24 protein-coding genes and 1 tRNA gene are annotated in these 23,654 nt (G+C 65.6%); 12 read left to right on the forward strand and 13 right to left on the reverse strand.

Features of this window, described 5'->3' with window-relative positions; genetic code table 11:
• The first annotated feature begins 14 nt into the window (after window positions 1-14).
• The 3 genes from pyrC (at window position 15) to ACO2Q5_RS19540 (ending at window position 3,579) form a co-directional block, all read left to right on the forward strand.
• The gene (gene pyrC, locus ACO2Q5_RS19530; RefSeq protein ID WP_423294145.1) at window positions 15-1,058 is read left to right on the forward strand and encodes a dihydroorotase; all 1,044 of its coding nucleotides are present in this window, start codon (window positions 15-17) and stop codon (window positions 1,056-1,058) included.
• Between the two features lie 102 nt (window positions 1,059-1,160).
• Entirely contained in the window at window positions 1,161-1,838 is a 678-nt protein-coding gene (locus ACO2Q5_RS19535) for an orotate phosphoribosyltransferase (RefSeq protein ID WP_423294147.1), read from the forward strand.
• 235 nt (window positions 1,839-2,073) lie between these two features.
• Window positions 2,074-3,579 (forward strand): replicative DNA helicase, encoded by a 1,506-nt coding sequence (locus ACO2Q5_RS19540; protein WP_423294149.1) that lies wholly within the window; start codon window positions 2,074-2,076, stop codon window positions 3,577-3,579.
• Between the two features lie 4 nt (window positions 3,580-3,583).
• Here the strand turns inward: ACO2Q5_RS19540 and ACO2Q5_RS19545 are convergent, their stop codons facing one another.
• Genes ACO2Q5_RS19545 through alr form a run of 4 tightly spaced genes read right to left on the reverse strand, consistent with a single transcriptional unit; the run spans window position 3,584 to window position 6,538 of the window.
• Window positions 3,584-3,961 (reverse strand): hypothetical protein, encoded by a 378-nt coding sequence (locus tag ACO2Q5_RS19545; RefSeq protein WP_423294151.1) that lies wholly within the window; start codon window positions 3,959-3,961, stop codon window positions 3,584-3,586.
• A complete protein-coding gene (locus ACO2Q5_RS19550) occupies window positions 3,961-4,707 on the reverse strand; it encodes an ABC transporter ATP-binding protein (RefSeq protein WP_423294153.1) in 747 nt (248 codons plus the stop codon). Before ACO2Q5_RS19550 ends, ACO2Q5_RS19545 begins: the two co-directional genes overlap by 1 nt.
• Complete coding sequence (locus ACO2Q5_RS19555) at window positions 4,704-5,492, reverse strand: MlaE family ABC transporter permease (protein ID WP_423294155.1); 789 nt, start codon at window positions 5,490-5,492, stop codon at window positions 4,704-4,706. Before ACO2Q5_RS19555 ends, ACO2Q5_RS19550 begins: the two co-directional genes overlap by 4 nt.
• Window positions 5,489-6,538, reverse strand: a complete 1,050-nt coding sequence (alr, locus tag ACO2Q5_RS19560; protein WP_423294157.1) for an alanine racemase — start codon at window positions 6,536-6,538, stop codon at window positions 5,489-5,491. Before alr ends, ACO2Q5_RS19555 begins: the two co-directional genes overlap by 4 nt.
• A 406-nt stretch (window positions 6,539-6,944) precedes the next feature.
• Between alr and ACO2Q5_RS19565 the strand changes: the two genes are divergently transcribed.
• Together ACO2Q5_RS19565 and ACO2Q5_RS19570 are read left to right on the forward strand one after the other, a co-directional pair.
• Complete coding sequence (locus ACO2Q5_RS19565) at window positions 6,945-7,379, forward strand: paraquat-inducible protein A (RefSeq protein ID WP_423294279.1); 435 nt, start codon at window positions 6,945-6,947, stop codon at window positions 7,377-7,379.
• A gap of 2 nt (window positions 7,380-7,381) precedes the next feature.
• A complete protein-coding gene (locus tag ACO2Q5_RS19570) occupies window positions 7,382-8,383 on the forward strand; it encodes an LLM class flavin-dependent oxidoreductase (RefSeq protein WP_423294159.1) in 1,002 nt (333 codons plus the stop codon).
• A gap of 92 nt (window positions 8,384-8,475) precedes the next feature.
• On the opposite strand, the gene kynU is transcribed toward ACO2Q5_RS19570, so the two are convergent.
• A complete protein-coding gene (gene kynU, locus ACO2Q5_RS19575; RefSeq protein ID WP_423294161.1) occupies window positions 8,476-9,672 on the reverse strand; it encodes a kynureninase in 1,197 nt (398 codons plus the stop codon).
• Window positions 9,673-9,948: 276 nt separating this feature from the next.
• Between kynU and ACO2Q5_RS19580 the strand changes: the two genes are divergently transcribed.
• The 3 genes from ACO2Q5_RS19580 (at window position 9,949) to ACO2Q5_RS19590 (ending at window position 14,365) form a co-directional block, all read left to right on the forward strand.
• A complete protein-coding gene (locus ACO2Q5_RS19580) occupies window positions 9,949-11,523 on the forward strand; it encodes a Re/Si-specific NAD(P)(+) transhydrogenase subunit alpha (RefSeq protein WP_423294163.1) in 1,575 nt (524 codons plus the stop codon).
• A gap of 15 nt (window positions 11,524-11,538) precedes the next feature.
• Window positions 11,539-12,972: an NAD(P)(+) transhydrogenase (Re/Si-specific) subunit beta gene (locus ACO2Q5_RS19585; RefSeq protein WP_423294165.1), complete on the forward strand. Its 1,434-nt coding sequence runs from the start codon at window positions 11,539-11,541 to the stop codon at window positions 12,970-12,972.
• A gap of 379 nt (window positions 12,973-13,351) precedes the next feature.
• On the forward strand, window positions 13,352-14,365 hold the full coding sequence (locus ACO2Q5_RS19590; RefSeq protein WP_423294167.1) for a L,D-transpeptidase: 1,014 nt from the start codon (window positions 13,352-13,354) through the stop codon (window positions 14,363-14,365).
• Window positions 14,366-14,430: 65 nt separating this feature from the next.
• Here ACO2Q5_RS19590 and ACO2Q5_RS19595 read toward each other — a convergent pair whose 3' ends face one another.
• On the reverse strand, window positions 14,431-15,117 hold the full coding sequence (locus ACO2Q5_RS19595; protein ID WP_423294169.1) for a D-lyxose/D-mannose family sugar isomerase: 687 nt from the start codon (window positions 15,115-15,117) through the stop codon (window positions 14,431-14,433).
• A gap of 65 nt (window positions 15,118-15,182) precedes the next feature.
• Here ACO2Q5_RS19595 and ACO2Q5_RS19600 point away from each other — a divergent pair, with 65 nt between their 5' ends.
• Window positions 15,183-15,542 carry a DUF1304 domain-containing protein gene (locus tag ACO2Q5_RS19600; protein ID WP_423294171.1) on the forward strand — a complete coding sequence of 120 codons (360 nt, stop codon included), beginning with the start codon at window positions 15,183-15,185 and terminating at the stop codon, window positions 15,540-15,542.
• A 7-nt stretch (window positions 15,543-15,549) separates the two neighbouring features.
• Here ACO2Q5_RS19600 and ACO2Q5_RS19605 read toward each other — a convergent pair whose 3' ends face one another.
• Window positions 15,550-16,332 carry a gamma-glutamyl-gamma-aminobutyrate hydrolase family protein gene (locus ACO2Q5_RS19605; protein WP_423294173.1) on the reverse strand — a complete coding sequence of 261 codons (783 nt, stop codon included), beginning with the start codon at window positions 16,330-16,332 and terminating at the stop codon, window positions 15,550-15,552.
• 243 nt (window positions 16,333-16,575) lie between these two features.
• Here ACO2Q5_RS19605 and ACO2Q5_RS19610 point away from each other — a divergent pair, with 243 nt between their 5' ends.
• From ACO2Q5_RS19610 to ACO2Q5_RS19620, 3 genes are all read left to right on the forward strand, one after another.
• Window positions 16,576-17,217 carry an exopolysaccharide biosynthesis protein gene (locus ACO2Q5_RS19610; RefSeq protein WP_423294175.1) on the forward strand — a complete coding sequence of 214 codons (642 nt, stop codon included), beginning with the start codon at window positions 16,576-16,578 and terminating at the stop codon, window positions 17,215-17,217.
• A gap of 384 nt (window positions 17,218-17,601) precedes the next feature.
• Window positions 17,602-18,699 carry a tRNA-dihydrouridine synthase gene (locus ACO2Q5_RS19615; protein ID WP_423294177.1) on the forward strand — a complete coding sequence of 366 codons (1,098 nt, stop codon included), beginning with the start codon at window positions 17,602-17,604 and terminating at the stop codon, window positions 18,697-18,699.
• 69 nt (window positions 18,700-18,768) lie between these two features.
• Window positions 18,769-18,984, forward strand: a complete 216-nt coding sequence (locus tag ACO2Q5_RS19620; protein WP_423294179.1) for a hypothetical protein — start codon at window positions 18,769-18,771, stop codon at window positions 18,982-18,984.
• Between the two features lie 135 nt (window positions 18,985-19,119).
• On the opposite strand, the gene ACO2Q5_RS19625 is transcribed toward ACO2Q5_RS19620, so the two are convergent.
• The 6 genes from ACO2Q5_RS19625 to sufC form a co-directional block, all read right to left on the reverse strand.
• Window positions 19,120-19,196: transfer RNA gene (locus ACO2Q5_RS19625), tRNA-Arg, on the reverse strand.
• Between the two features lie 49 nt (window positions 19,197-19,245).
• The gene (locus ACO2Q5_RS19630; RefSeq protein WP_423294181.1) at window positions 19,246-20,466 is read right to left on the reverse strand and encodes a cysteine desulfurase; all 1,221 of its coding nucleotides are present in this window, start codon (window positions 20,464-20,466) and stop codon (window positions 19,246-19,248) included.
• Entirely contained in the window at window positions 20,459-21,091 is a 633-nt protein-coding gene (locus ACO2Q5_RS19635; RefSeq protein WP_423294183.1) for a YIP1 family protein, read from the reverse strand. Before ACO2Q5_RS19635 ends, ACO2Q5_RS19630 begins: the two co-directional genes overlap by 8 nt.
• Window positions 21,088-21,600, reverse strand: a complete 513-nt coding sequence (locus tag ACO2Q5_RS19640; protein ID WP_423294185.1) for a YIP1 family protein — start codon at window positions 21,598-21,600, stop codon at window positions 21,088-21,090. Before ACO2Q5_RS19640 ends, ACO2Q5_RS19635 begins: the two co-directional genes overlap by 4 nt.
• 4 nt (window positions 21,601-21,604) lie before the next feature.
• Complete coding sequence (sufD, locus tag ACO2Q5_RS19645) at window positions 21,605-22,891, reverse strand: Fe-S cluster assembly protein SufD (protein WP_423294187.1); 1,287 nt, start codon at window positions 22,889-22,891, stop codon at window positions 21,605-21,607.
• The gene (sufC, locus tag ACO2Q5_RS19650; RefSeq protein ID WP_423294189.1) at window positions 22,891-23,646 is read right to left on the reverse strand and encodes a Fe-S cluster assembly ATPase SufC; all 756 of its coding nucleotides are present in this window, start codon (window positions 23,644-23,646) and stop codon (window positions 22,891-22,893) included. The genes sufD and sufC overlap by 1 nt, the downstream gene beginning before the upstream one ends.
• Window positions 23,647-23,654: the final 8 nt, after the last annotated feature.

Here is a 23,654-nt window from a genome sequence, read left to right on the forward strand (position 1 = left end):
GATAGCGGCAGGGCATGAGTCAGGAAATCCTCATCCGCCGCCCCGACGACTGGCACCTGCATCTGCGCGATGGCGCGATGCTGAAAGGTGTGCTGCCGGAAACCGCCCGCGATTTCGCTCGCGCGATCATCATGCCGAACCTTGTGCCGCCGGTGGTGACCGCCGCCGATGCCGCGGCCTACCGCGACCGCATCCTTGCGGCGCTGCCAGAAGGCATGGTGTTTGAGCCGCTGATGACGCTCTATCTGACCGAAGGCACCGATCCGGCGGATGTGGCCGCCGCTGCGGCCTCGGGCCTTGTAAAGGCGGTGAAGCTCTATCCCGCCGGGGCCACGACGAATTCCCACGGCGGCGTGCGCGATCTGACCCGCGTCATGCCGGTGCTGGAGAAAATGGCCGAGATCGGCCTGCCCCTTTGCACCCATGGCGAGGTGGTCGACCCGCAGGTCGATATCTTCGACCGTGAGGCGGTGTTCATCGACACCGTGCTCGATCCCCTCCGCCGCCGCCTGCCCGAACTGCGGGTGGTGATGGAACATATCACCACCGAAGAAGGCGTGGATTATGCCGCCGCGGGCGGCGCCAATCTGGCCGCCACGATCACCACGCACCACCTGATCATCAACCGCAACCACATTCTCGTGGGCGGGATCAAACCGCATTACTACTGCCTGCCCGTCGCCAAGCGTGAAAAGCACCGCCTCGCCCTGCGCCGCGCGGCGACCAGCGGCAACCCGGCCTATTTCCTCGGCACCGATTCCGCGCCGCATGTCGATGCGCTGAAGGAACATGCCTGCGGCTGCGCGGGCTGTTTCACCGCCACGAACACCATGCCTCTTCTGGCCCATGTCTTCGAGGAAGACGGCGCGCTGGACCGGCTGGAGGCCTTTGCCAGCCTGAACGGCCCGGCCTTCTACCGCCTGCCGGTGAACACCGCCACGCTGCGGCTGATCAAGGGCGCAAAGCCGCATGTCTTTCCGTCCAAGATCCTGACCGAAGCCGGGCCCGTCACCGTCTTCGATCCCGGTTTCCCCGTCCACTGGCACGTTGCAAGCTGATTTCATACTGGCTCAAATATCCCCCGCGGAGCGTCCGCCCGCAGCCGGGGAAGCCTCCGGCGGGGATATTTGGACCAGTATGAAAGCCGCAAGGAGTTTCACATGATCGCCGCCGCCTTCCCGCCCAAGGAAGAAATCGCCCGTCTGACCGCCCGCGCCTTTCTGGAAATCGGCGCCGTGCATTTCAACGCGCGCGAGCCGTTCACTCTGGCCTCCGGCCTGCCCTCGCCCACCTATATCGACTGCCGCAAGCTGATTTCCTATCCGCGCATCCGGTCGATGCTGATGGATTTTCTGGCCGTCACCATCCTGCGCGACGGCGGGTTCGAGACCTATGACAACATCGCCGGGGGCGAGACGGCGGGCATTCCCTTTGCAGCCCTGGTGGCTGAGCGGCTGGCCCTGCCGATGACCTATGTGCGGAAAAAGCCCAAAGGCTATGGCCGCAATGCCCGGATCGAAGGCGCGATGTCTGAGGGGCAGCGGGTGCTGCTGGTCGAGGATCTGACCACGGACGGCGGGTCGAAGCTGTCCTTCGTCGATGCGATCCGCGAAACCGGCGCCACCTGCGACCGCACCGCCGTGATCTTCTACTACGGTATTTTCAAAGAGACCGAGGCGAAGCTGGCCGAGCATGGCGTTGCCTTGTCCTATCTTTGCACATGGTGGGACATGCTGGCCGAGGCGCGCGCGCAGCGCACGTTTGATGAAGAGACCCTGCAAGGGGTGGAAGATTTTCTGAACGATCCCCGGGCCTGGCAGGCGGCGCGTTCGAAATAGGCCGGCGACGTAAACGGCCGAAATAACCGGGGGAAGCGGCTGTGGATGATTTGGGGACAAGTTTGTCTCCGAATCCTGCCGCTTGACGGTTTCCCCCTGCCCCTCCCCCAGATATGGTAGTCTTGGCGCCCAAGCGGGGGCCGAAGCGCGGGTTATGCCCGGCTTTTCCACCGCCTTATCCCGATTGCGCGCGCCCGCGCCCGCCCAGTAGACCGCAGCCTTGCGGAGGAATGACATGAGCGAGATCACCCCCCTGCGGCCCGCCGTCCCGGCTTCGGCCGATGCCCCGGCAGCCGAGGCCCTGCCCCATAACATCGAGGCGGAACAGCAGCTTCTGGGCGCGATCCTCGTCAACAACGACATCTATGACCGCATCGCCAGTCTGGTGAAGCCGCCGCATTTCTTTGATCCCGTGCATCAGCGGATCTTTGAAATCGCCTCGGCCCGCATCCAGAAGAATGCCCTTGCCAGCCCGGTCACGCTGAAAGCCTTCATGGAGGATGATCCGGGGCTGAAGGAACTGGGCGGCCCGGCCTATCTGGTGCGGCTGGCGGGGGCAGCGATCAGCAGCTTTGCCGCCCGCGACTATGCGCAGATGATCTATGATCTGGCCGTGCGGCGTGAGTTGATCCAGCTGGGCCGAGACATTGCCGACCGCGCCCAGAAGGTGGATGTCCAGTCCGAACCGCGCGAACAGATCACCGAGGCCGAACAGCGGCTGTATAAACTGGGCGAACAGGGCGTGGCCGAACGCGGTTTCCAGTCCTTCCTGAAGGCGGTCACCGATGCAGTGAACGTCGCCAACGCCGCCTATCAGCGTGGTGGTGGTCTGGCGGGGATTTCCACCGGCCTTGTCGATCTGGACAAGAAGCTGGGCGGGCTGCACGAAAGCGACCTCATCATCCTTGCGGGCCGCCCCTCGATGGGCAAGACCTCTCTGGCGACCAACATCGCCTTCAACATCGCCAAGGCCTATCGGCGCGGGCGCAAGCCCGACGGGCACGAAGGTGCCGTCGAAGGCGGGGTGGTGGGCTTCTTCAGCCTTGAAATGTCGGCCGAGCAGCTGGCCGCGCGGATCCTTTCCGAAGCCTCTGAAATCCCGTCGGAAAAGATCCGCCGCGGCGATATGGAGGAATTCGAGTTCCGCAAATTCGTGGATGCGGCGAAGCAGCTGGAATCCTGCCCGCTTTATATCGACGACACGCCCGCCCTGCCGATCTCGCAGGTGGCGGCGCGGGCGCGGCGGCTGAAGCGGACGCATGGGCTGGATGTGTTGATGATCGACTATCTTCAGCTGTTGAAAGGGTCGTCCAAAGCGTCCGAGGCGAACCGGGTGCAGGAAGTTTCGGAAATCACCCAGGGGCTGAAGGCGATTGCCAAGGAGCTGAACATCCCGGTGATCGCGCTTTCGCAGCTGTCGCGTCAGGTGGAAAGCCGCGAGGACAAGCGCCCGCAGCTGTCGGACCTGCGCGAATCCGGCTCGATCGAGCAGGACGCCGATGTGGTGATGTTTGTCTTCCGCGAGGAATACTACAAGGAACGCGAAAAGCCCGCCGACCATGAGCTGGAGAAAATGGCCGCCTGGCAGGAAATCATGGCGAAATGCCATGGCGTGGCCGAGGTCATCATCGGCAAGCAGCGCCACGGCCCCATCGGCACGGTGCCCTTGTCCTTCGAAGGCCGGTTCACCCGCTTCGGCAATCTTGCGCGGCCCTGGGATGGCGGCGGGGCGGAATTCTAAGGGTTTAACTCAGTGCCAGCCGGATCACCGCCACCGCCGCACCCACGGCGATGGCCATCAGATGGGTGATCACCAGCGCATGCGCCCAGACCGGGCTGGGCCAGTGGTTCCAGACATGGCGGCCCCAGAAGGCCACCAGCCCCAGCCAGGCCAGAATGCTGGCCATGGCGGAGACCTGCGCCGCCACCGGATCCGCAAAGGTCAAAGGCAGGAACAGCCAGATCGTCAGGACCGCGGCCCAGACCGCCAGCCGCCGGTTGCCCGTATGGCGTTCCGCCGCCCCCACCACGCCGGACAGGGTGATTGTCAGCGGCAAGAGCATGACCAGCCAGAACATCACCGGCGACGGCGTGAACAGCCGCTGCAGGAGATCGGGCTCCATCACCGCACCGCGGGGATCGGGCCTTCGGCCCGGCCGTGGATGAACTGCTGGACGTAAGGGTCCGCCGTACTGTCCATCTCTGCCACGCTGCCGGTCCAGCGCACGATGCCACCATGCAGCATGGCCACCCGGTCGGCGATGGCGCGCACGGATGTCATGTCATGGGTGATGGTCATTGCGGTGGCGCCCATCTCGGTCACGATCTCGCGGATCAGATCGTTGATGACGCCCGCCATGATCGGATCGAGGCCGGTGGTGGGTTCATCAAAAAAGATGATCTCGGGGTTTGCGGCAATGGCTCGGGCCAGGCCCACGCGCTTTTGCATGCCGCCCGACAGCTCCGCCGGGAACAGGTCCGCCACCTGCGGGCCAAGGCCCACACGGCGCAACTTTTCGATTGCGATGGCGCGCGCCTCGTCCTTGGGGCGTTTCAGGCTGCCGCGCAGCAGGCGGAAGGCCACGTTCTCCCAGACGCGCAGGCTGTCGAACAGCGCAGCCCCCTGAAACAGCATGCCGAAGCGCGCCAGAAAGGCGTCACGGTCGGCCCGCGTCACATCCTGCCCGTCCAGCGTGATGGTCCCCGCATCCGGGCGCACCAGCCCAAGGATGCATTTCAGCGTGACCGACTTGCCCGTTCCGGACCCGCCGATGATGACCATGCTTTCGCCGCGGCCGATCGTCAGATCGACCCCGTTCAGCACCCGGTTGGCGCCGAACGCCTTGTGAACGCCAGAGAGCTGGATCATGCCGAGAAGAACACCTCCGTCAGCACATAATTGGCGGCCAGGATCAGGACCGAGGCCGCGACGACCGCGGATTTGGTGGCCGCCCCCACGCCCTGCGCGCCCCGGCCCGAGGTCATGCCATGGTAGCAGCCCATCAGCGCCACGAGGAAGCCGAAGACCGCGCCTTTGACCAGACCGGAGCCGACATCCCAGACCTCCAGAAAATCCATGGTGTTCTTGAGGTAAGTGGCCGAGTTGAAATCCAGCCTTGTGATGCCGACCAGCCAGCCGCCCATGATGCCGATGGAATCGCCCACCCCCACCAGAACCGGCACGGTCAGCGTGGCGGCCAGAAGCCGCGGAACCACAAGGTATTTCAGCGGGTTGGTGGACAGTGTGGTCAGCGCGTCGATCTGTTCGGTCACCTTCATCGTGCCGATTTCCGCGGCGATGGAGCTGGCCACCCGCGCCGCCACCATCAGCCCGCCCAGCACGGGCCCCAGTTCGCGCGCCATGCCGATGGCCACGATCTGCGGCACCACCGCCTCGGCGCCAAAGCGGTTGCCGCCCGCATAGATCTGCAGGGCCAGCGCGCCGCCGGTAAAGATCGCGGTCAGGCCGACGACCGGCAGGGAAAACCAGCCGATCTGCAGCACCGCCTGTCCGAATTCACGCCAGTAGAATGGCGGGCGGAACAGGTGCCCCACGGCCTGCGCGGCAAAAAGCGCCACCCGGCCCACGGCCGCCAGAAAGGCCAGCACCGGCCGGCCAAGGGCCGCCAGCGCGCCGGCAAGGGTTGCCGTCATCCGCGGCTCTCCTGATAGCGACGCAGATAACGGTGGCCCAGCGAGGTCAGGATCTCATATCCGATGGTGCCCGCGGCATCGGCCAGATCGTCCACCGTCTGATGCGGGCCGAGAAGGTCCAGATATTTGGGCACTTCGGGCAGATGGGTCACATCCACGGTGATCAGATCCATCGACACCCGCCCGATCAGAGGGCAAGGCGTGGCCCCGTCCCACAAAACCGCATTGTTCGACAGCCGCCGGGTAATCCCGTCGGCATAGCCCGCGGCCACGGTCGCCACGACCGAAGGCGCCTCCGCCTCCCACCCGCAGGAATAGCCGACGATCTCGCCCGGGGCGACCTCACGCGTCTGGATCACCGGCAGCGACAGCGTCACCACCCGCTCGGCCATGTCGAAGGGGCGCCCGCCATAAAGGCCGACCCCCGGCCGGGTCAGGTCGAAGTGATATTTCGGCCCCAGAAGGATGCCCCCGGTGGCGGCAAAGCTGCGCGGCACGCCGGTGCCGTCGGTCATCTCGTGAAACACCTCCAGCTGATGGGCGTTCATCGGATGGTCCGGCTCATCGGCGCAGGCCAGATGGCTCATCAGCATGACAGGCCCGGCTTCCAGCAGAATCGGGGCGACGGCCTGCCATTCCAGCATCTCGACGCCCAGCCGGTTCATGCCGGTGTCCAGCTGCACCCCGAACGGATGGCCGGGGAGCGCCTCCAGATGGCGGGTGATCTGCTCCAGGCTGTTCAGCATGGGGGTCAGGTCCAGATCATGCATCATCTCGGTATCGCCGGCCATATGGCCGGACAGGATGCTGATCTGCGGCCCGGGGCCAAGCGCCTGCCGCACGGCCACGCCCTCTTCGGCGACGGCGACAAAGAACCGCCGCGCGCCCGCCTGCGCCAGCGCCCGCGCCACCCGCGCGGTGCCAAGCCCGTAGGCATCTGCCTTGACCACGGCGGCGGTCTGCACGCCGGGGCCGGAAAGCTTGTCCAAGGCGCGCCAGTTGGCGGCGATGGCGTCGAGGTCGATGGTAAGGGTCGCTGTGGCCATGATGGGTCTTTCTCCGCACGGGGGGCGCCGCGGTCAAGGGGGAAAGGCGCGGGAGAGGGCACAGGCCTGCGCAGGGACCGGAAAGGCGCAGCCAAAGACGGCACAGCCCGCGCGCGGGCCGTCCGATGCCCCGGGCTTGGCCCGATGCCGCGTTTTGCGACTGCCGCTGCCCGCGCGCACTGGCCGCGCGGCCCTTTTCGGCACCGGGCCCGGCGGAGGGAGTGCCCCGCGGGCCGCGGGTGGACTGCGGGCCTCTGCCGCCGACTCACCCTGTGCCCGGCGCATGACAGAGGCCGCGCCGATCAAACAAGTCCGATCCCGTCCGGACTGAGGGCGCAAGGATGATGCCCCCCTGCCCGCCCTAGGCCGCTTGACCCCGCCCGGCGGCCCTGTCACCCATCCCGCCATGCGCGTGCTGAACCTCATCCTGCTGATCCTGTTTCCCGTGGCATGGTTCGCGCCGCTGATCCGTGCCGCCGTGCTGCCGGTCTTCGGGATGGACGAAATCTCGGTGGTGACAGGGCTGCAATCGCTGTGGCAGACCGATGCCGCGCTGGCGCTGCTGGTCACCTTCCTTGCGGTCTTTGCCCCCTATGCCAAGACCATCGGCCTTGCGCTTGTGCAATTCGGGCTTATGTCCCCCAAAGTGCTTCCCGCGCTGCAGGCTCTGGGCAAGCTGGCCATGGCCGATGTCTTCCTGATCGCGCTTTACATCGTGGTCGTGAAGGGGGCCGGGCTGGTCACCGTCCAGACGGCCTGGGGGCTGTATCTCTTCACCGGCTGCGTCCTCGCCTCGGTCCTTCTGGCATGGCGGGTGCAGGCCACGCTTCCGCAAGGATGACCATGACTGCCGCTGTTCCGCTTTCCCTTCTCGATCTGGTCCGGGTCCGTCAGGGCCGCGATGCGGCCGATGCCCTGGCCGAGGCGCAGGACACCGCCCGGCTGGCCGATGATCTGGGCTTCACCCGCTATTGGGTGGCCGAGCATCACAATATGGAAGGCATCGCCTCGGCGGCCACTTCCACCGTGCTGGCCCATGCCGGTCAGGGCACCCGCGGCATCCGCCTCGGCTCGGGCGGGGTGATGCTGCCGAACCATTCGCCCTATATCATCGCCGAACAATACGGGACGCTGGCGCGCCTGTTCCCGGGCCGCGTCGACCTTGGCCTCGGCCGCGCGCCCGGCACCGATCAGGCGACCCTGCGGGCGATCCGCACCACCCATCAGCGGGCCGAGGATTTCCCGCAGGATGTGATGGAGCTGATGCATTGGTTCGAACCCGATGACGAACCCGGCCGCATCCGCGCCTTTCCCGCCGCCGGGGCGGAAGTGGCGTTCTGGATCCTCGGCTCTTCCAATTTCGGCGCCATGCTGGCGGCGGAACTGGGCCTGCCCTATGCCTTCGCCAGCCATTTCGCCCCGGATTTCCTGCATGAGGCGCTGCATATCTACCGCTCGCGCTTCAAACCCTCGCGCCATCTGGACAAACCTTATGCGGCGATCGGCGCCCATGCCGTCTGCGCCCCCACCGAGGCCGAGGCGCGGCGGCTGTTCACCACCACGCAGATGGGATTTCTGGGTATCATAAGGAACGACCGCCGCCTGTCGCCACCGCCGGTGGACGACATCGACGCGGTCTGGACCCCGCGCGAACGCATGCAGGTGGAACGCATGCTGGCCTGCGCCGTGGTCGGCAGCCCGGAGCAGATGAAGGATGGCTTGACGAAATTGCAGGCAGAGACCGGCGCGGATGAAATCATCCTGATGTCGGAAGTCTGGGATAAGGACGCCCGTCGCCGCTCTCTGAGCCTGACGGCCGAAGCCTGGGGCGTGGCGCCGCGCTAGGCCCCGCGGTCCTCTGCCCCCTTTATCTTGGTCCAAATATCCCACGGGGGTCCGGGGGTGTGAAACCCCCGGCGGCGCGGCGGGGGCCGCCCTCAGGTGACCCTGGCGCGCGCCTTGAACTCCGGCCGGTCCCAGGACCCCGTCTTCAGGATCCGCACAAGGATCTCCGCCGCCCGGTCCACATCCAGCCGGTCGATGTACAGCGGCGTGAACCCGAAGCGCAGGATATCGGGCGCCCGGAAATCTCCGATCACCCCTTCGGCGATCAGCGCCTGCATGATGGCATAGCCCTCCGGGTGCCGGAACGACACCTGCGACCCGCGGTCGGCATGGGCGCGGGGCGTGGCCAGCCGCAGCTCGGGGCAGCCCCCCTCGACCGCGGCGATGAATCGGTCTTGCAAGGCCAGCGAGGCCGCGCGCAGGTCTGCAAGGTCCACACCCTCCCAGACATCCAGCGCGGCATCCAGCGCGGCGAGTTGCAGGATCGGCGGGGTGCCCACCCGCATCCGCTCCACCCCGTGACCAGGACGATAGTCGAGGTCAAAGGCAAAGGGCGCCTCATGCCCCAGCCAGCCCGACAGCGCGGGCCGCGCGCGGGCCTGATGGCGGGGGGCGACATAGATGAAGGCCGGGCCGCCGGGGCCGGAGTTCAGGTATTTATAGCTGCACCCGACCGCGAAATCCGCCCCGTCCTGTGCCAGATGCACCGGAAAGGCCCCGGCGGAATGCGCCAGATCCCAGACCAGAAGCGCCCCCACTTCATGCGCGCGGGCGGCCACCGCGGCCATGTCATGCCGACGCCCGGTGCGGTAATCCGTTTCGGTCAGCATGACCACGGCGACGGTCTCATCTATGGCGGCCAGAACCTCCTCGGGTGCCACCGTCCTCAGGGCATGGCCGGGGCCGAGCGTGCGCACGAGCCCATCGGCGATATACAGGTCCGAGGGGAAATTGCCGGTATCCGACAGGATCACGCCGCGGCCCGGCACCATCTCCAGCGCCGAGGCCAGGGCCTGATAGACCTTGATCGAGAGGGTGTCGCCCATCACCACGCTGCCGGGTTCGGCGCCGATCAGCCGCGCCACCCGGTCGCCCACCCGGGCGGGCAGATCCATCCAGCCCGCCGCATTCCAGCCGCGGATCAGCATCTGCCCCCATTCGGCGGTAATGGTCTGCGCCACCCGTTCGGCCACGCTCTTGGGCAAGGGGCCCAGCGAATTGCCGTCCAGATAGATCACCCCTGCGGGCAGGTCGAACAGCCGCTTGGTCGCGGCGAAATCGGTGGTCATGGGCTCTCTCCCCCGTTTTGTCGTCAGCATAGCGGTTGCAGCATCTGCAAAACAGGGGGCGTGCCGGCTCGGCTCAGGCCTCAAAAATGCCCGGAAAGACAGGTTGCCGCTTGCACTTTTGCGTGAGCGGCACGAAGGTCCGCCCGCGAAACGGACGTGGCGTCACCCATGGCGCGACGGGACAGAATGTTGCGGTGCAGAAATGTGCTGTTGAAATAATGTTGCGCCAAATGTATGGGTTCGGGCGGTCAACGGCAGGAAACGGGGGAAACCACGGTGAAAATCGGAGCGATACGGGAAACATTCTCAGGCGAGAACCGGGTTGCGTTGACTCCCGATTCGGCGGTGCAGCTGGCGAAGCTGGGGCATGAAAGCCTGATCGAATCGGGTGCAGGGCTGAAGGCGGGCTTCACCGATGCCGCCTATCAGGCGGCCGGCGTCACGGTTCTGCCCGATGCGGCGGCGGTGGCGACGGCGGCGGATGTCGTCGTGAAGGTGCGCCCGCCCGAACCGGCCGAGCTGGACCTCTTGCATGAGGGCGAGACGCTGATCTCGTTCTTCTGGCCCGCCCAAAGCGCCGAACTGCTGGAGCAGGCGAAGGCCAAGGGCGTAACCGCTGTGGCCATGGACATGGTGCCCCGCATCAGCCGCGCGCAGAAGATGGACGCTTTGTCGTCCATGGCGAACCTCGCGGGCTACCGCGCGGTGATCGAGGCCGCGAACAACTTCCCCCGTTTCTTCACCGGTCAGGTGACGGCGGCGGGCAAGGTGCCCCCCGCCAAAGTGCTGATCGTGGGCGCGGGTGTGGCCGGTCTGGCCGCCATCGGCGCCAGCGTCTCGCTCGGCGCGATCACCTATGCCTTCGACGTGCGGCCCGAAGTGGCCGAACAGATCGAATCGATGGGCGCGGAATTCGTCTACCTCGACTTTGCCGAAGCAGCGCAGGACGGCGCGGCGACGGGCGGCTATGCGGCCCCCTCCTCGCCCGAATTCCGCGAAGCGCAGCTGAAGAAATTCCGCGAGCTTGCCCCCGAAATCGACATCGTTATCACCACCGCCCTCATCCCCGGCCGCCCGGCGCCCAAGCTCTGGACCGAGGATATGATCCGGATGATGAAGCGCGGCTCGGTCATCGTGGACCTTGCGGCCGAACGCGGCGGCAACTGCGACCTGACCATCCCGGATGAGAAATTCGTGACGCCCGAAGGCGTGACGATCATCGGCTACACCGATTTCCCCAGCCGGATGGCCGCGCAGGCGTCCACGCTTTATGCCAACAACATCCGCCACATGCTGACGGATCTGACGCCGAAGAAGGATGGCGTGATCTTCCACAACATGGAGGATGACGTGATCCGCGGCGCCACGGTGACCAAGGATCACGACATCACCTGGCCGCCGCCGCCGCCGAAGATTCAGGCGATTGCCGCGCAGAAGCCGAAGGAAAAGGCCAAGGAGCTGACGCCCGAGGAACGCCGCGCGCAGGAAGTGGCGGCCTTCAAGGCGCAGACCCGCAATCAGGTGGGCATGCTGCTGGTGGGTGGCGCGCTGATCCTGCTGGCGGGCCTTTATGCTCCGGCCAGCTTCATGTCGCACTTCATCGTCTTCGTGCTCTCGGTCTATGTCGGCGTGCAGGTGATCTGGAACGTCTCGCATTCGCTGCACACGCCGCTGATGGCGGTCACCAACGCGATCTCCTCCATCATCATTCTGGGCGCGCTGATGCAGATCGGCTCGGGCAACTGGCTGGTGGTGATCCTTGCGGCGGCCTCGGTTTTCATGGCCGGGATCAACATTTTCGGCGGCTTCATGGTGACGCGGCGCATGCTCGCCATGTTCCAGAAGTCGTAAGGGAGGCTGGACAGAATGGAATACGGTTTCACGACGGCGGCCTATGTGGTCGCGGCTGTCCTCTTCATCCAGTCGCTGGGCGGATTGTCGGGTCAGGAAAGCGCCAAGCGCGCGGTCTGGTATGGCATCGCGGGCATGGCGCTGGCCGTGGCGGCCACGCTTTACGGCCCCGGTGCGGGCAACTGGCTGATTTCGCTGGTGATGGTTGCCGTGGGCGGCGCCATCGGCTGGGTCGTCGCACAGCGCGTGCAGATGACGGAAATGCCGCAACTGGTGGCCGCGATGCACAGCCTCGTCGGCCTTGCCGCGGTCTTCATCGGCTTCAACACCCATATCGAACTGATCCGCGTCGCCGCCATGGATGACGCGGCCCGGGCAACGCTTTCGGGCTTTGCCGCGGTCGTCGCGCACAAAACTCCGGTCGAGGTCACCATCCTGCGGGTGGAAACATTCCTCGGCGTCTTCATCGGCGCGGTCACCTTCACCGGATCGGTCATCGCCTTCGGCAAGCTGGCCGGAAAGGTCGACGGCAAGGCGAAGAAGCTGCCGGGCGGCCATGTGCTGAACGCGGGCGCGGCGCTGATCTCGGTCGCGCTCCTTGTGGTCTATCTCCAGACCGGCTCGACCCTTGCGCTGCTGGGTATGACGCTGGCCGCGCTCTTCATCGGCTATCACCTGATCATGGGCATCGGCGGCGCCGACATGCCGGTGGTGGTCTCCATGCTGAACAGCTATTCCGGCTGGGCGGCGGCGGCCATCGGCTTCTCGCTGTCGAACGACCTGCTGATCGTAGTGGGCGCGCTGGTGGGCTCTTCGGGCGCGATCCTCTCCTACATCATGTGCAAGGCGATGAACCGCTCCTTCGTCTCGGTCATCCTCGGCGGCTTCGGCGGTACCACCGGCCCGGCGATGGAAATCTCGGGCGAACAGGTGGCCATCGACGCCGACGGCGTGGCCGCCGCGCTGAACGATGCCGACTCTGTCATCATCGTGCCGGGCTATGGCATGGCGGTGGCACAGGCCCAGCAATCGGTGTCGGAGCTGACCCGCAAGCTGCGCGCCAAGGGCAAGGAAGTGCGCTTCGCCATCCACCCGGTGGCGGGCCGCCTGCCCGGTCATATGAACGTGCTCTTGGCCGAGGCGAAGGTCCCCTATGACATCGTCCTCGAAATGGACGAGATCAACGAGGACTTCCCCTCGACCGACGTGGTCATCGTCATCGGCTCGAACGACATCGTGAACCCCGCCGCACAGGAAGATCCGAACAGCCCGATCGCCGGGATGCCCGTGCTGGAGGTCTGGAAAGCCAAGCAGGTCTTCGTATCGAAGCGCGGTCAGGGCACCGGCTATTCCGGCATCGAAAACCCGCTGTTCTATAAAGAGAACACCCGGATGTTCTACGGCGATGCGAAGAAGAGCATCGACCAGCTTCTGCCGATGCTGGACTGATCCGGCCCGGCCCTTCCCTGAAAACCCCCGGAGATCTCTCCGGGGGTTTTTCTTTGCGCCCCCCGCCGCGCCGCATCCGTGAATGCCTGCCGCACGGGGCTATGCGGGCAAGCTGGAAATGCAATTCCACTTTGTCCAAATATCCCGGGGGAGCCGAAGGCGGGGGCAGCGCCCCCTGCGACAGCGCCGCAAGGGAGAAGGTTTCCGCTGCCGGACAGGCGGGAATAGGCGGATTCTCACAATCCTGTCATCAGCCTGCCCCCTGCTGCGTTTGACGCAAACCGCCCCTTGGGCTAGGGTCGCCCGGATTTGCCCCACGACAGCACCCGGACAACCGGTCCGGGCCACTGTCCCCGGTATGGAAACAAAGAGCCGAGCAATGCCCCTCCCCGCCTCCCTGACCCTTGCGGTCAAGACGCCCCTTGCCGCACTGGCCGCGGTGCTGATGCTGTCAGCCTGCGTCGACCCGATGGCCACATCGGGCACCGCCGCGCCTGAGCAGCCCGCCATCGTCATTGATGAGACGATCTATGCCGCCCGGTCCGATGGCAGCTACACCGTCCCCGCCCTGCCGGTCGAACAGATCCCCGAGGCCTATCGCCGTCAGGAAGTGGCCTATGCCACCAACGAGGCCCCCGGCACGATCATTATCGACCCGTCACAGCGGATGCTTTATTATGTCCTGACCAAGGACAAAGCCCTGCGCTACGGCATCGCCGTGGGCGCCGAAGGCTTTGGCTGGTCGGGTGAGGCCATCGTCTCGAACAAGAAACACTGGCCGACCTGGACCCCGCCCAAGGAAATGATCGCCCGCAAGCCGGAACTGGCGAAGTGGGAGAACGGCCAGCCCGGCGGCCCGACCAACCCGCTGGGCGCGCGCGCAATCTACCTGACCTCGAACGGGGTGGATTACGGCTACCGCATCCACGGCACGCCGGAATGGAAATCCATCGGCCGCAATGCCTCGTCCGGCTGTTTCCGGATGATCAATCAGGACGTGATGGATCTGTTCGAGCGTGTGAAGGGTGGCGAAAAGGTGATCGTCCTGACCTCGAAGGGAGAGATGCCGAAGGGTCTGTCGATCCCGAAGCCGCCCGCGCCGAAGAAGAAGGCCGAGCCGAAGCCCGCCGCCGTGCCCGCGCCCGAACTGTCGCTGATGGGGCCGCCTCCGGCTCTGGGCGGCGCGCCTGTGACGCCGGCCGCTCCGGTGGCTCCGGCCCCCGCGGTGGCGCCCGCGACCCCGGCGCCCGCGCCTGCCGAACCTGCGGCAGCCCCGGCACCCGTGGCGCCCGCCCCGGTGGTTCCGGCCCCGGTCTCGCCCGCGCCGCTGGCCCCCGCGCCGACGCCGGCCTGCACCGTGCCGCTGGTGAACGGCGTCTGCCCGGCGAACTGAGGCCCCTGACATGAACGACAAAGGCCGCCCTTCCGGGCGGCCTTTTGCATTCCCGCGGTGGCTTTTCAGCCCAGCCACGTCTCATAGTCTGACACCAGAAGATGCGTCGGCGCCACATCCTCCTCGATCTCGGCAAAGCGGCCGATGGGTTCGCGGAAGATGTTGTCGGTCAGGTCATCGTTCACGGTCGAAACTTCGCCGATCAACACATCGCCGCCTTCGCCCCAGAAGGCATGCCAGTCCCCCGGCATCAGCGTCACGCTTTCGCCCGGCGCCAGCTTCAGCTTCTCGCCCGGGCCATAGGGCCGCTCGATCCCGTCGCAGAACACCACGCCGCCGCGGTCGGCGGCAAAGTTGCCGTGGTCATCGCTGCCGAACAGTTCGATCACCAGCGTGGCGCCACCGCGGTTGATGATATCTTCGGCCTTCAGCACATGGGTGTGCATCGGCGACAGCTGATCCTGCCGCGAGATCAGCAGCTTTTCGGCATAGCACATGCCACCACCGCGCTGGAGGTCCGCCAGACGGCCGTTGCGCAGGGTGAACAGGAACAGCCCCATCTGATCATACCGGCCCGCGCCGTAATCGGTGATGTCCCAGCCGCAGCGGGCGGAAATCACGTTGCGCGCCACATCGGCGCGGGCGCGGAACTCCTCGGGCGTCCAGTACGCAAAGGGCGGCAGGGCAAAGCCGTGGTGGCGGATCATCTCATCCGCGGCCGCCATGATGTCATTGATGCGCGAACGTTTCATTGCTCCCCCTCCGGTGTTGGCGCTAACTATACCTGCCGCAAAGGCTGCGGCAAGGAGGCGAGCGCATGGTTGCCATTACCCTGATCCTGCTGGTCGCCGCGATCCATATCTGGATCGTGGTGCTGGAAATGGTCCTGTGGACCGCGCCCGCCGGGCGGCGGGTCTTTGCCACGACCGAGGTTTTTGCCAGCCAGACCAAGGTGCTGGCGGCCAATCAGGGGCTGTATAACGGCTTTCTGGTCGCGGCCCTGATCTGGGCGCTGGTTGCGGGCGTGTCAGGACCGGGCTGGCAGATGGCCGTCTATGGCCTGTCCTGCGTGATCGTGGCCGGGCTTTATGGCGCGGCCACCGTGTCGCGCCGGGTGCTTTTCGTGCAGGCCCTGCCCGCCGCGCTGGCGCTGGCCGCGCTGCTGGCAGGGATCTGAGGGCAATCTAGCCGCGGGCGGCCTTCCATTCCGCCGCCGCACGCCCGAACGCCTCGAACAGCGGGCGGGACACCGGGTCTTCGCCCGCGCGCCATTCCGGGTGCCACTGGACGGACAGGGTAAAGCCGGGCGCGTCCTTCACATAAATCGCCTCGGGCGTGCCGTCAGGGGCCAGGCCGTCAATCACGATGCGGCTGCCCGGCCGGGCGATGCCCTGCCCGTGCAGGGTGTTCGTCATCACCTCGGGCGTGCCCATCAGCCGGTGAAACACCCCGCCTTCGGTAAAGCGCACCGTGTGGCGCAGGGCGAATTTCTCCTCGATCGTGCCGTCGGGCGGCATCCGGTGGTTCATCCGGCCCGGCAGATCGCGGATTTCGGGGTAAAGCGTGCCGCCCATGGCCACGTTCACCTCCTGAAAGCCGCGGCAGATGCCAAGGAACGGCTGGCCACGGTCGACGCAGGCCCGGACCAGCGGCAGGGTGATCGCATCGCGCCCGCGGTCAAATGCGCCATGGGCGGGGGTCTCCTCCTCGCCATATTCGCTGGGATGCACATTGGGGCGCCCGCCTGTCAGCAGGAACCCGTCGCACAGCGCCAGCAGATCCTCGACCGCCACCAGCCGCGGATCGGTCGGGATGATGACGGGCACGCCCCCCGACACCATGGCCACCGCTTCGGAGTTCATCGCGCCGCCGGCATGAACCGAATAGCGGCCGTCGATCTCATGCGCGTTGCCGATGATCCCGATCAGCGGGCGCGGCGCGTGGGAGGCGGTGTCAGGACGGGGCATTTGCGCTACCGGACGTGTCATGACCTAAAGATAGCCGCAGCCGCGGCCGGAATGAAGAGGCCGGGATGCACGGAAGCCCTGCCCCGGATGCACAATGTTGCCGGAGGGGCAAGACGGCGCGGATGCCGCGGACAAAGGGCATTTCCGCCCGCGCCCCCTGTCCCCATAGGACGGGTCTTGCACCCGCCGTGAAAAGCCTCACATTGCGGCGATGGACCAGAAGGGGCAGACCGCCGCACCGCAATGACCGCAACTTTGCAAGCCGGACCTTCCGGCCAAGGCGACTCGGCCCTGCGCCTGACCGGCCTTCTGCGCCAGCTGGCCGATGATCCCGCCGCCGAACGTGTGGCCATTGCCGATATCCTCCTGATCATGCAGGGCCGCGCCTTCGGGGCGCTGCTGATGATTTTTGCCTTTCCGAACATCCTGCCCTCGCCACCCGGATTGGCGGGGGTGCTGGGTCTGCCGCTGATCTTCCTCTCGGCGCAGATGATGCTGGGCATGGCGCCCTGGCTGCCGGGGATCATCGCCCGGCGGTCCATCGCGCGGCCGGTCTTCGCGGCGCTGGTGGACAAGATCGAACCATGGCTCGCCCGGGCAGAGCGTCTTCTGTCCATCCGGCTGCGGCCGCTGACCTCGGCCCCGGCGCAACGGGTGATCGGTGCGGTCTGCCTGATCCTGTCCATCGCGCTGGCCCTGCCGGTGCCCTTTGCCAATCTGGCCCCCGCCACGGCCATCTGTCTGATCGGCCTTGGCGTCTTGGAGCGGGACGGGCTGTGGATCATCCTTGGCTTCTGCGCCGCTGTGGGCGCGTTGGTCTATGTGGCGGCGCTTGGCTATGCGCTGGTCGTCTCGGCGCTTTATGTGATCACCAACGCTTTCTGAGGTCACAGGCCTTGGGCCTGCGCGCGTCCCCGGATCAATGTGCCGCGAACCGGGGGGCCGGACAGGTTGCCATGGAATTTTCCGGTCCCCGGCCGCCCTGATCAGGCCACCAAGCTGCATTCTTGGGGCTCCCCCTCAAGGCTGCAAATCCGCGACGGCCGGACACCTTGGCGCCGATCCCGACACCGCGGCCGAACGAGGAAAACACCAAAGGGGTGACCTGTTCCCGCCGCTGCGCAGGTAAAGCTGAAACCTTGCACATCTTTTAGTCAGAACTCCGCCGAGGTTGACCAGACCGGCGGGCGTATCGCGGGAGGGAGAGAAAATTGTTGACTACATGGTAAAAATATTAGGCCCTGTCTCTTAAGCATTCGGGAGTGCGCCATGGCATATGAGCTTGCTACAATCTTCACTGGCCTTGAATTCGTGAATCCGTTCGTCCTCGCCTCGGCGCCGCCGACGGAAAGCAAGCAGAAGATCCTGCGGGCCTTCGAGGCGGGCTGGGGCGGTGTCGTGACCAAGACGATCGGCCTGCATCCTGTGGAGAATGTCGCGGGGCCGAAAACGATCTATCAGCGCGCCAGTGAGACCAAGCCCTATGTCTCGCGCTACAAGCGGCCGGACACGGTGTCCCACTCCTCGTGGAACTGGGAACTCATCTCGGACCAGCCGCTGGACCTGTGGCTGCCCGATCTGGAAGAGATCAAGACCACCTATCCCGACCGCATGCTCATCGCCTCGATCATGGCAGGCGCGGGAAATGAGGAGGAGATGGACCATTGGCGCAAGCTGGCACGGGCCTGCGTGAATGCCGGATCCGATGCGATCGAACTGAACATGTCCTGCCCCCATATGGACCGCAAGGACATGGGCGCGCATATCGCCAATGACGAGGAGATCATCCGCCAGATCATGAAGGCGGTGAAGGAAGCGGTCGATGTGCCGATCTGGGTGAAGCTGACGCCCTCCTCCTCCTCGCTGGTGGACGGGGCGCGGGCGGCCTATGACGCGGGCGCGGCCTCGATCTCGCTCTGCAACACCTTCCCCTCGCTGCCGCTGATGGATCCCGAGACCCTGAAGTTCGAGGTCGAGGTGGACGGGCTTGTCACCTCGGGCGGGCTGGGCGGGCTGGCGATCCTGCATCAGGCATTGCAGCGTGTGTCGGATATCTCGCGCGCCTTCCCGGACAGGTCGATCTCCGGCATCGGCGGGATCAAAGGCTTCCGCGAGGCCTTCAACTTCATCGCCCATGGTGCCGGGAACCTGCAGATCTGCACCGCCGCGATGGAGGAAAAGGGCAGCGGCGGGATCGGCGTCAATCTCATCCAGGAACTGACAAGCGATCTTGGCGACTTCATGGAGCGCAAAGGATATTCCTCAATCGAGGAGTTTCGCGGCATCGCGCGCGAAAGGGTTGTGGAACATTCCAGAATTCGCCGGAAGAGCGAGGGATATAACGGCGGCTACGCGCAATCGGCATAGGCGGCAGGCTTCCACTCACGATCCGGGTTGCCCGTGAGAAAGGCCTGCGACAGGATCGCCTGAACCATCGTGCCGATCCGCATCCCTGCCCTGATGGCAGTGCTCTTCCTGCGGCTTCAACGCGAACGGCTGGCCAGCCCCAGCCGCAGGATCGGCAGGCCCGGCATGAACCTTGCCGCTCCGGGCAAGATGGTCGCGCCGTTGATGCCTTTCCGGACAAACATCCCGCCGCTTAGAGCCGCCGCCCGCGCCGTGCAGGATCTCAACCATCCGCCCCGACGATGATGACGGTCGCCGGAACCAAATGCGCTTGCACAGCACATCAAGATTTATGATTTGCAGCGTGAGATCGAAGCCAGAACCGCTGCCACCTCTTGTGGCCGGTTCCGGCTGTATCCGGCGTTCAGATTTGTTCTGAAATGGCGCACCCGACAGGATTCGAACCTGTGACCTCTGCCTTCGGAGGGCAGCACTCTATCCAGCTGAGCTACGGGTGCGCTGTGGTCCTGCTCTTAGCGGCTTCCGTCCGGGCCTGCAACGGCGAATTCAGCCGAAAAGCTCCTGACAGAATTCCAGCGCGCTGACCAGCGCGTCGACCTCGGCCTCGGTGTTGTAAAGCCCGAAGGAGGCGCGGCAGGTGGCCGTCACGCCAAAGTGCTGCATCAGCGGCATGGCGCAATGGGTGCCTGCCCGGACGGCGATGCCGCGCTTGTCCAGCACGGTGGAAATATCATGCGCATGGGCCTGCCCCTGCAGGGTGAAGGAGAAGATCGCCCCCTTCCCCGCCGAATTCCCCTGCACATTCAGCCAGTTCAGACCGTCCAGCCGCGCGCGGGCGTAATCGCGCAGGCGGCGCTCATGCGCGGCGATATTCGCCATGCCCAGCCCGGTCATATAATCCAGCGCCACGCCAAGGCCGATCTGGTTGACGATGCCCGGGGTGCCCGCCTCGAACTTCATCGGCGGATCGGCATAGGTGACGGTGTCGCGGAACACGTCGCGGATCATGTCGCCGCCGCCGAGGAAAGGGCGCATCTCGGCCATGCGGTCACGGGCAATGTAGATCGCGCCCGAGCCGGAGGGGCCATAAAGCTTGTGGCCGGTGATGGCAAAGAAATCGCAGCCCATGGCCTGCACATCCACCGGCATATGCACCGCGGACTGGCTGCCATCGACCAGAACCGGCACGCCCTTGGCCCGGGCGCCCGCGCAGATCGCGGCCACATCGACCACGGTGCCGGTGACGTTCGACATCTGGGTCACTGCCACCAGCCGGGTCTTCGGGCCGATGGCGTCGATCACGGCCTGCGGGTCCAGATCACCATTGGCGTCGCAGTCCACCCATTTCAGCACCACCCCTTGCCGTTCGCGCAGGAAGTGCCAGGGCACGATATTCGCGTGATGTTCCAAGAGGCTGAGCACGATCTCATCCCCCGGCTGGAACCGCGGCGCGGCCCAGGCATAGGAAATCAGGTTGATCGCCTCGGTCGTGCCAGAGGTGAAGACGATCTCCTCCTCCGAAGGCGCATTCAGGAATCGCGCCACCTTGCCGCGCACCGCCTCATATTTCTCGGTCGCAAGGTTGGAGAGGTAATGCAACCCGCGATGCACATTGGCATATTCCATCGCATAGCCTTGGGTGATCGCGTCGATCACCGCCTGCGGCTTTTGCGCGCTGGCGCCGTTGTCCAGATAGACCAGCGGCCGCCCGTTCACCTGCCGCGACAGGATCGGGAAATCCGCGCGGATCTTTTCCACGTCATACATGCAGCGCCTCCGGCCCGATCAGGGCCACAAGGATGGGAGAAAGCAGAAAGCTGGCCAGGATCAGCGTCAGGATCACCGCCAACAACACCCGCGGGACCGAACGGAAGCCATGCAGTTCCGCGATGAAACTGGCGAGATACCAGAAGAACATGCCCACCAGAACCGGCCCGGACAGGCTGCCCACCAGCACGAACAGCGGCGGAACCAGCAAGAGCAGCACCGCCATCAGCAGAAGAAGCGCGATCTGCACGGTGAACATCGCCGCCTCCAGCCAGGCCATGGCCAGAAACGCCTGATCCGCGGTGCCGGTGCCGCCACGCCAACGGCCGATCACAAGGGCCAGCACGGCCATGACGATGAACAGCACGAATTGCACCAGCGCGGTGGTGAAAGGCGTGCCCAGCAGGGTTTCATACAGCGCCTCCTCCGGTCCGGAGGGGGCAACCGCAACCTCGGGCGCGGGCGAAAGCCCACCCATGGCGTGCAAGGCCAGCGAGGACAGAACGGCAATCAGCGCCAGCCCCATCAGCCCGGTGCCCGGCGGCAGGTCGCGGGACAGGACCGCCCGCAGGCCCGCACGCGGAGAGGTCAGTGTCAGCCGCAGAAGGGCAAGAAACCAGGTCATGCCATCGCCTCACGCAAAAGGCGCTGCCACAGCCACAGAAAGGCCAGCAGCACCAGAAACCCGACCACCGTCAGCGCCGGGCCCGGCCCGACGAAGCCCGCAATCAGCCCCTGGAACAGCATCAGCGGCGCTGTGGCCAGCAGCGCCCAGAACAGCGCCATCCGGGCGCCCAGCGGGGCAACAGGACGACCAAAGGCCCGCAGCACCACGCCCGACAGCCATGCGATCGCATAGAAGATCAGCGGCGCCATGAACATCAGCACGAAGAGATTGATCCCGATCAGCGCCTGCAATTGCGGCACCTGATCAGGCGGCGTGCCCACCTGTTCGGCCGCGATCTGCGCCAGATAGGCCTGCCGCGACAGGGCCGGCCACTGGCTGACGAAGATCAGGAAACAGGCGCCCATCAGCACCGCCAGCGCGCCCGGTTCGGTTGCCTGTGCCAGCCGCGGGCGGAAGACGGCGCCGGGGCGCCGCCATGTCTTCAGGATGTCGGTCGTGACGGCCATGGTGTCAGAGTTCGTGACGGTGCAGCCAGTTGTCCAGCCGCTGCCGGATATCCTCGGCAATGGCCTCATCCTCGATCTCCTGAATGGCTTCGGCAAGGAAAGCCAGAACCAGCAGGGATTGCGCGATCCGCTTCGGCACGCCGCGGGATTGCAGGTAGAACAGCGCCGTCTCGTCAATGGCACCCGAGGTGGAGCCGTGCGAACATTTCACGTCATCGGCGTAGATTTCCAGCTCGGGCTTGGCCAGGAACTGGCTGTCCTCGTCCAGAAGAAGGCTCTGGCTGATCTGATAGCCGTCGGTCTTCTGCGCGCCCTGCTTCACAAGGATCTTGCCCTGAAACACGCCGGTCGCGCCGTTCTTCAGCACCTTCTTGTAGACCTGACGGCTTTCGCACCGCTCGGCCGCATGGGTGATGAAGACGGTGTCGTCATGCAGGAAATCACCGTCTCCCAGGCTGGCGCCTGCGACATGGGCCACGCTGTCATCGCCGGTCAGCTCCAGAATGGCCTCGTTCCGGGTCAGTCGGCCGTTGGCGGTCATCGTGAAGGATTTGAACAGCGATTCCGATCCCAATCGGGCGAAGATATGGGTGACCGCCCGCCGCTCATGATCGCGGCCCTGCGCGCGGATGTGATGGAAGCGGGCCCCATCGGCCACCTCAACCTCCAGCACCTTGTTGAAGCGCGCCGCGGCCGGGCCATTCTCCAGAAGGGTCAGCTCCGCCCCGGATTCCACCTTCACGCAATGGTGGAGGATCGCATCCGAAGTTGCGGAAACATGACGATAAATCAGGTTCACCGGCTTTGCCGCCTGCGCGGTCACCCGGATCAGCACCCCATCGGTGGCAAAGGCCGAATTCATCGCGGCCAGCGGACGTTCCACCGGATTCTGACCCCGGCCTTCCAGCACGCCATAAAGGCCCTGCGCCCAGTGGATATCGGCCGCGGGCGCGGTGGCCAGACGTTCGATCTCTACCCCCGAAAGCGCAAGATCGTCCGAGGCTTCCGCGTCGAAGATGCCATCCACGAAGACCAGCTTCAGCCGGTCGATCCCGTCAAACAGCGGCGCCTCGTCACTGTCATCGAACACCGCCGCCGGGGCGGGTTCGGCGGAGGTCAGCGCCGAAGGATCGGTGTAGCGCCAGTATTCGTCGCGCTTGACCGGCAGGCCCATGGCGGACAAGCGCGCCAGCGCCTGCGACCGCGCCGCGCCCAGCCAGCCCGCGCCGTCAAAGGACAGGCCGGCGATCCGCGCCGCCAGCACGTCCAGCTTTGCCTGCGCCACAGCCATCACTGCACCTCGGCCAAGAGATCGGCATAGCCGTTGTTCTCGACCTCCAGCGCCAGTTCCGGCCCGCCGGTCTTGACGATGCGGCCCGCCGCCATGATGTGCACGACATCCGGTTTGATATGGTCCAGCAGGCGCTGGTAGTGGGTGATCACCAGGAAGGACCGGCCTTCGCTGCGCAGCGCGTTCACGCCATCGGCCACCAGCTTCATGGCGTCCACGTCAAGGCCCGAGTCGGTCTCGTCCAGAATGCACATCTTCGGCTCCAGCATGGCCATCTGGAGGATTTCGTTGCGCTTCTTCTCACCGCCCGAAAAGCCCACGTTCACCGGGCGCTTCAGCATTTCGGCGTCGATCTTCAGCGCCTTGGCCTTTTCGCGCACGACCTTCAGGAATTCGCCCGCCGAGAGTTCCTCTTCGCCGCGGGCCTTGCGCTGCGCGTTCACCGCGGTGCGCAGGAAGGTCATGTTGCCGACGCCGGGAATTTCCACCGGATACTGGAACGCCAGGAACAGGCCCGCCGCGGCGCGCTCTTCCGGTTCCATCTCCAGCAGTTCCTCGTCATCCAGCGTGGCGGCGCCGTCGGTGACCTCATAGCCCTCACGCCCGGCCAGAACATAGGACAGGGTCGACTTGCCCGAGCCGTTGGGCCCCATGATCGCATGCACTTCGCCCGGCCCGATCTTCAGGTCCACGCCACGGAGGATGACTTTATCCTCTTCCTCAAGTTTCACGTGCAGGTTCTTGATCTCAAGCATCTTTCTTC

This window comes from Neotabrizicola sp. VNH66 (genome assembly GCF_049445895.1).
Classification (GTDB): Bacteria; Pseudomonadota; Alphaproteobacteria; order Rhodobacterales; family Rhodobacteraceae; genus Pseudogemmobacter.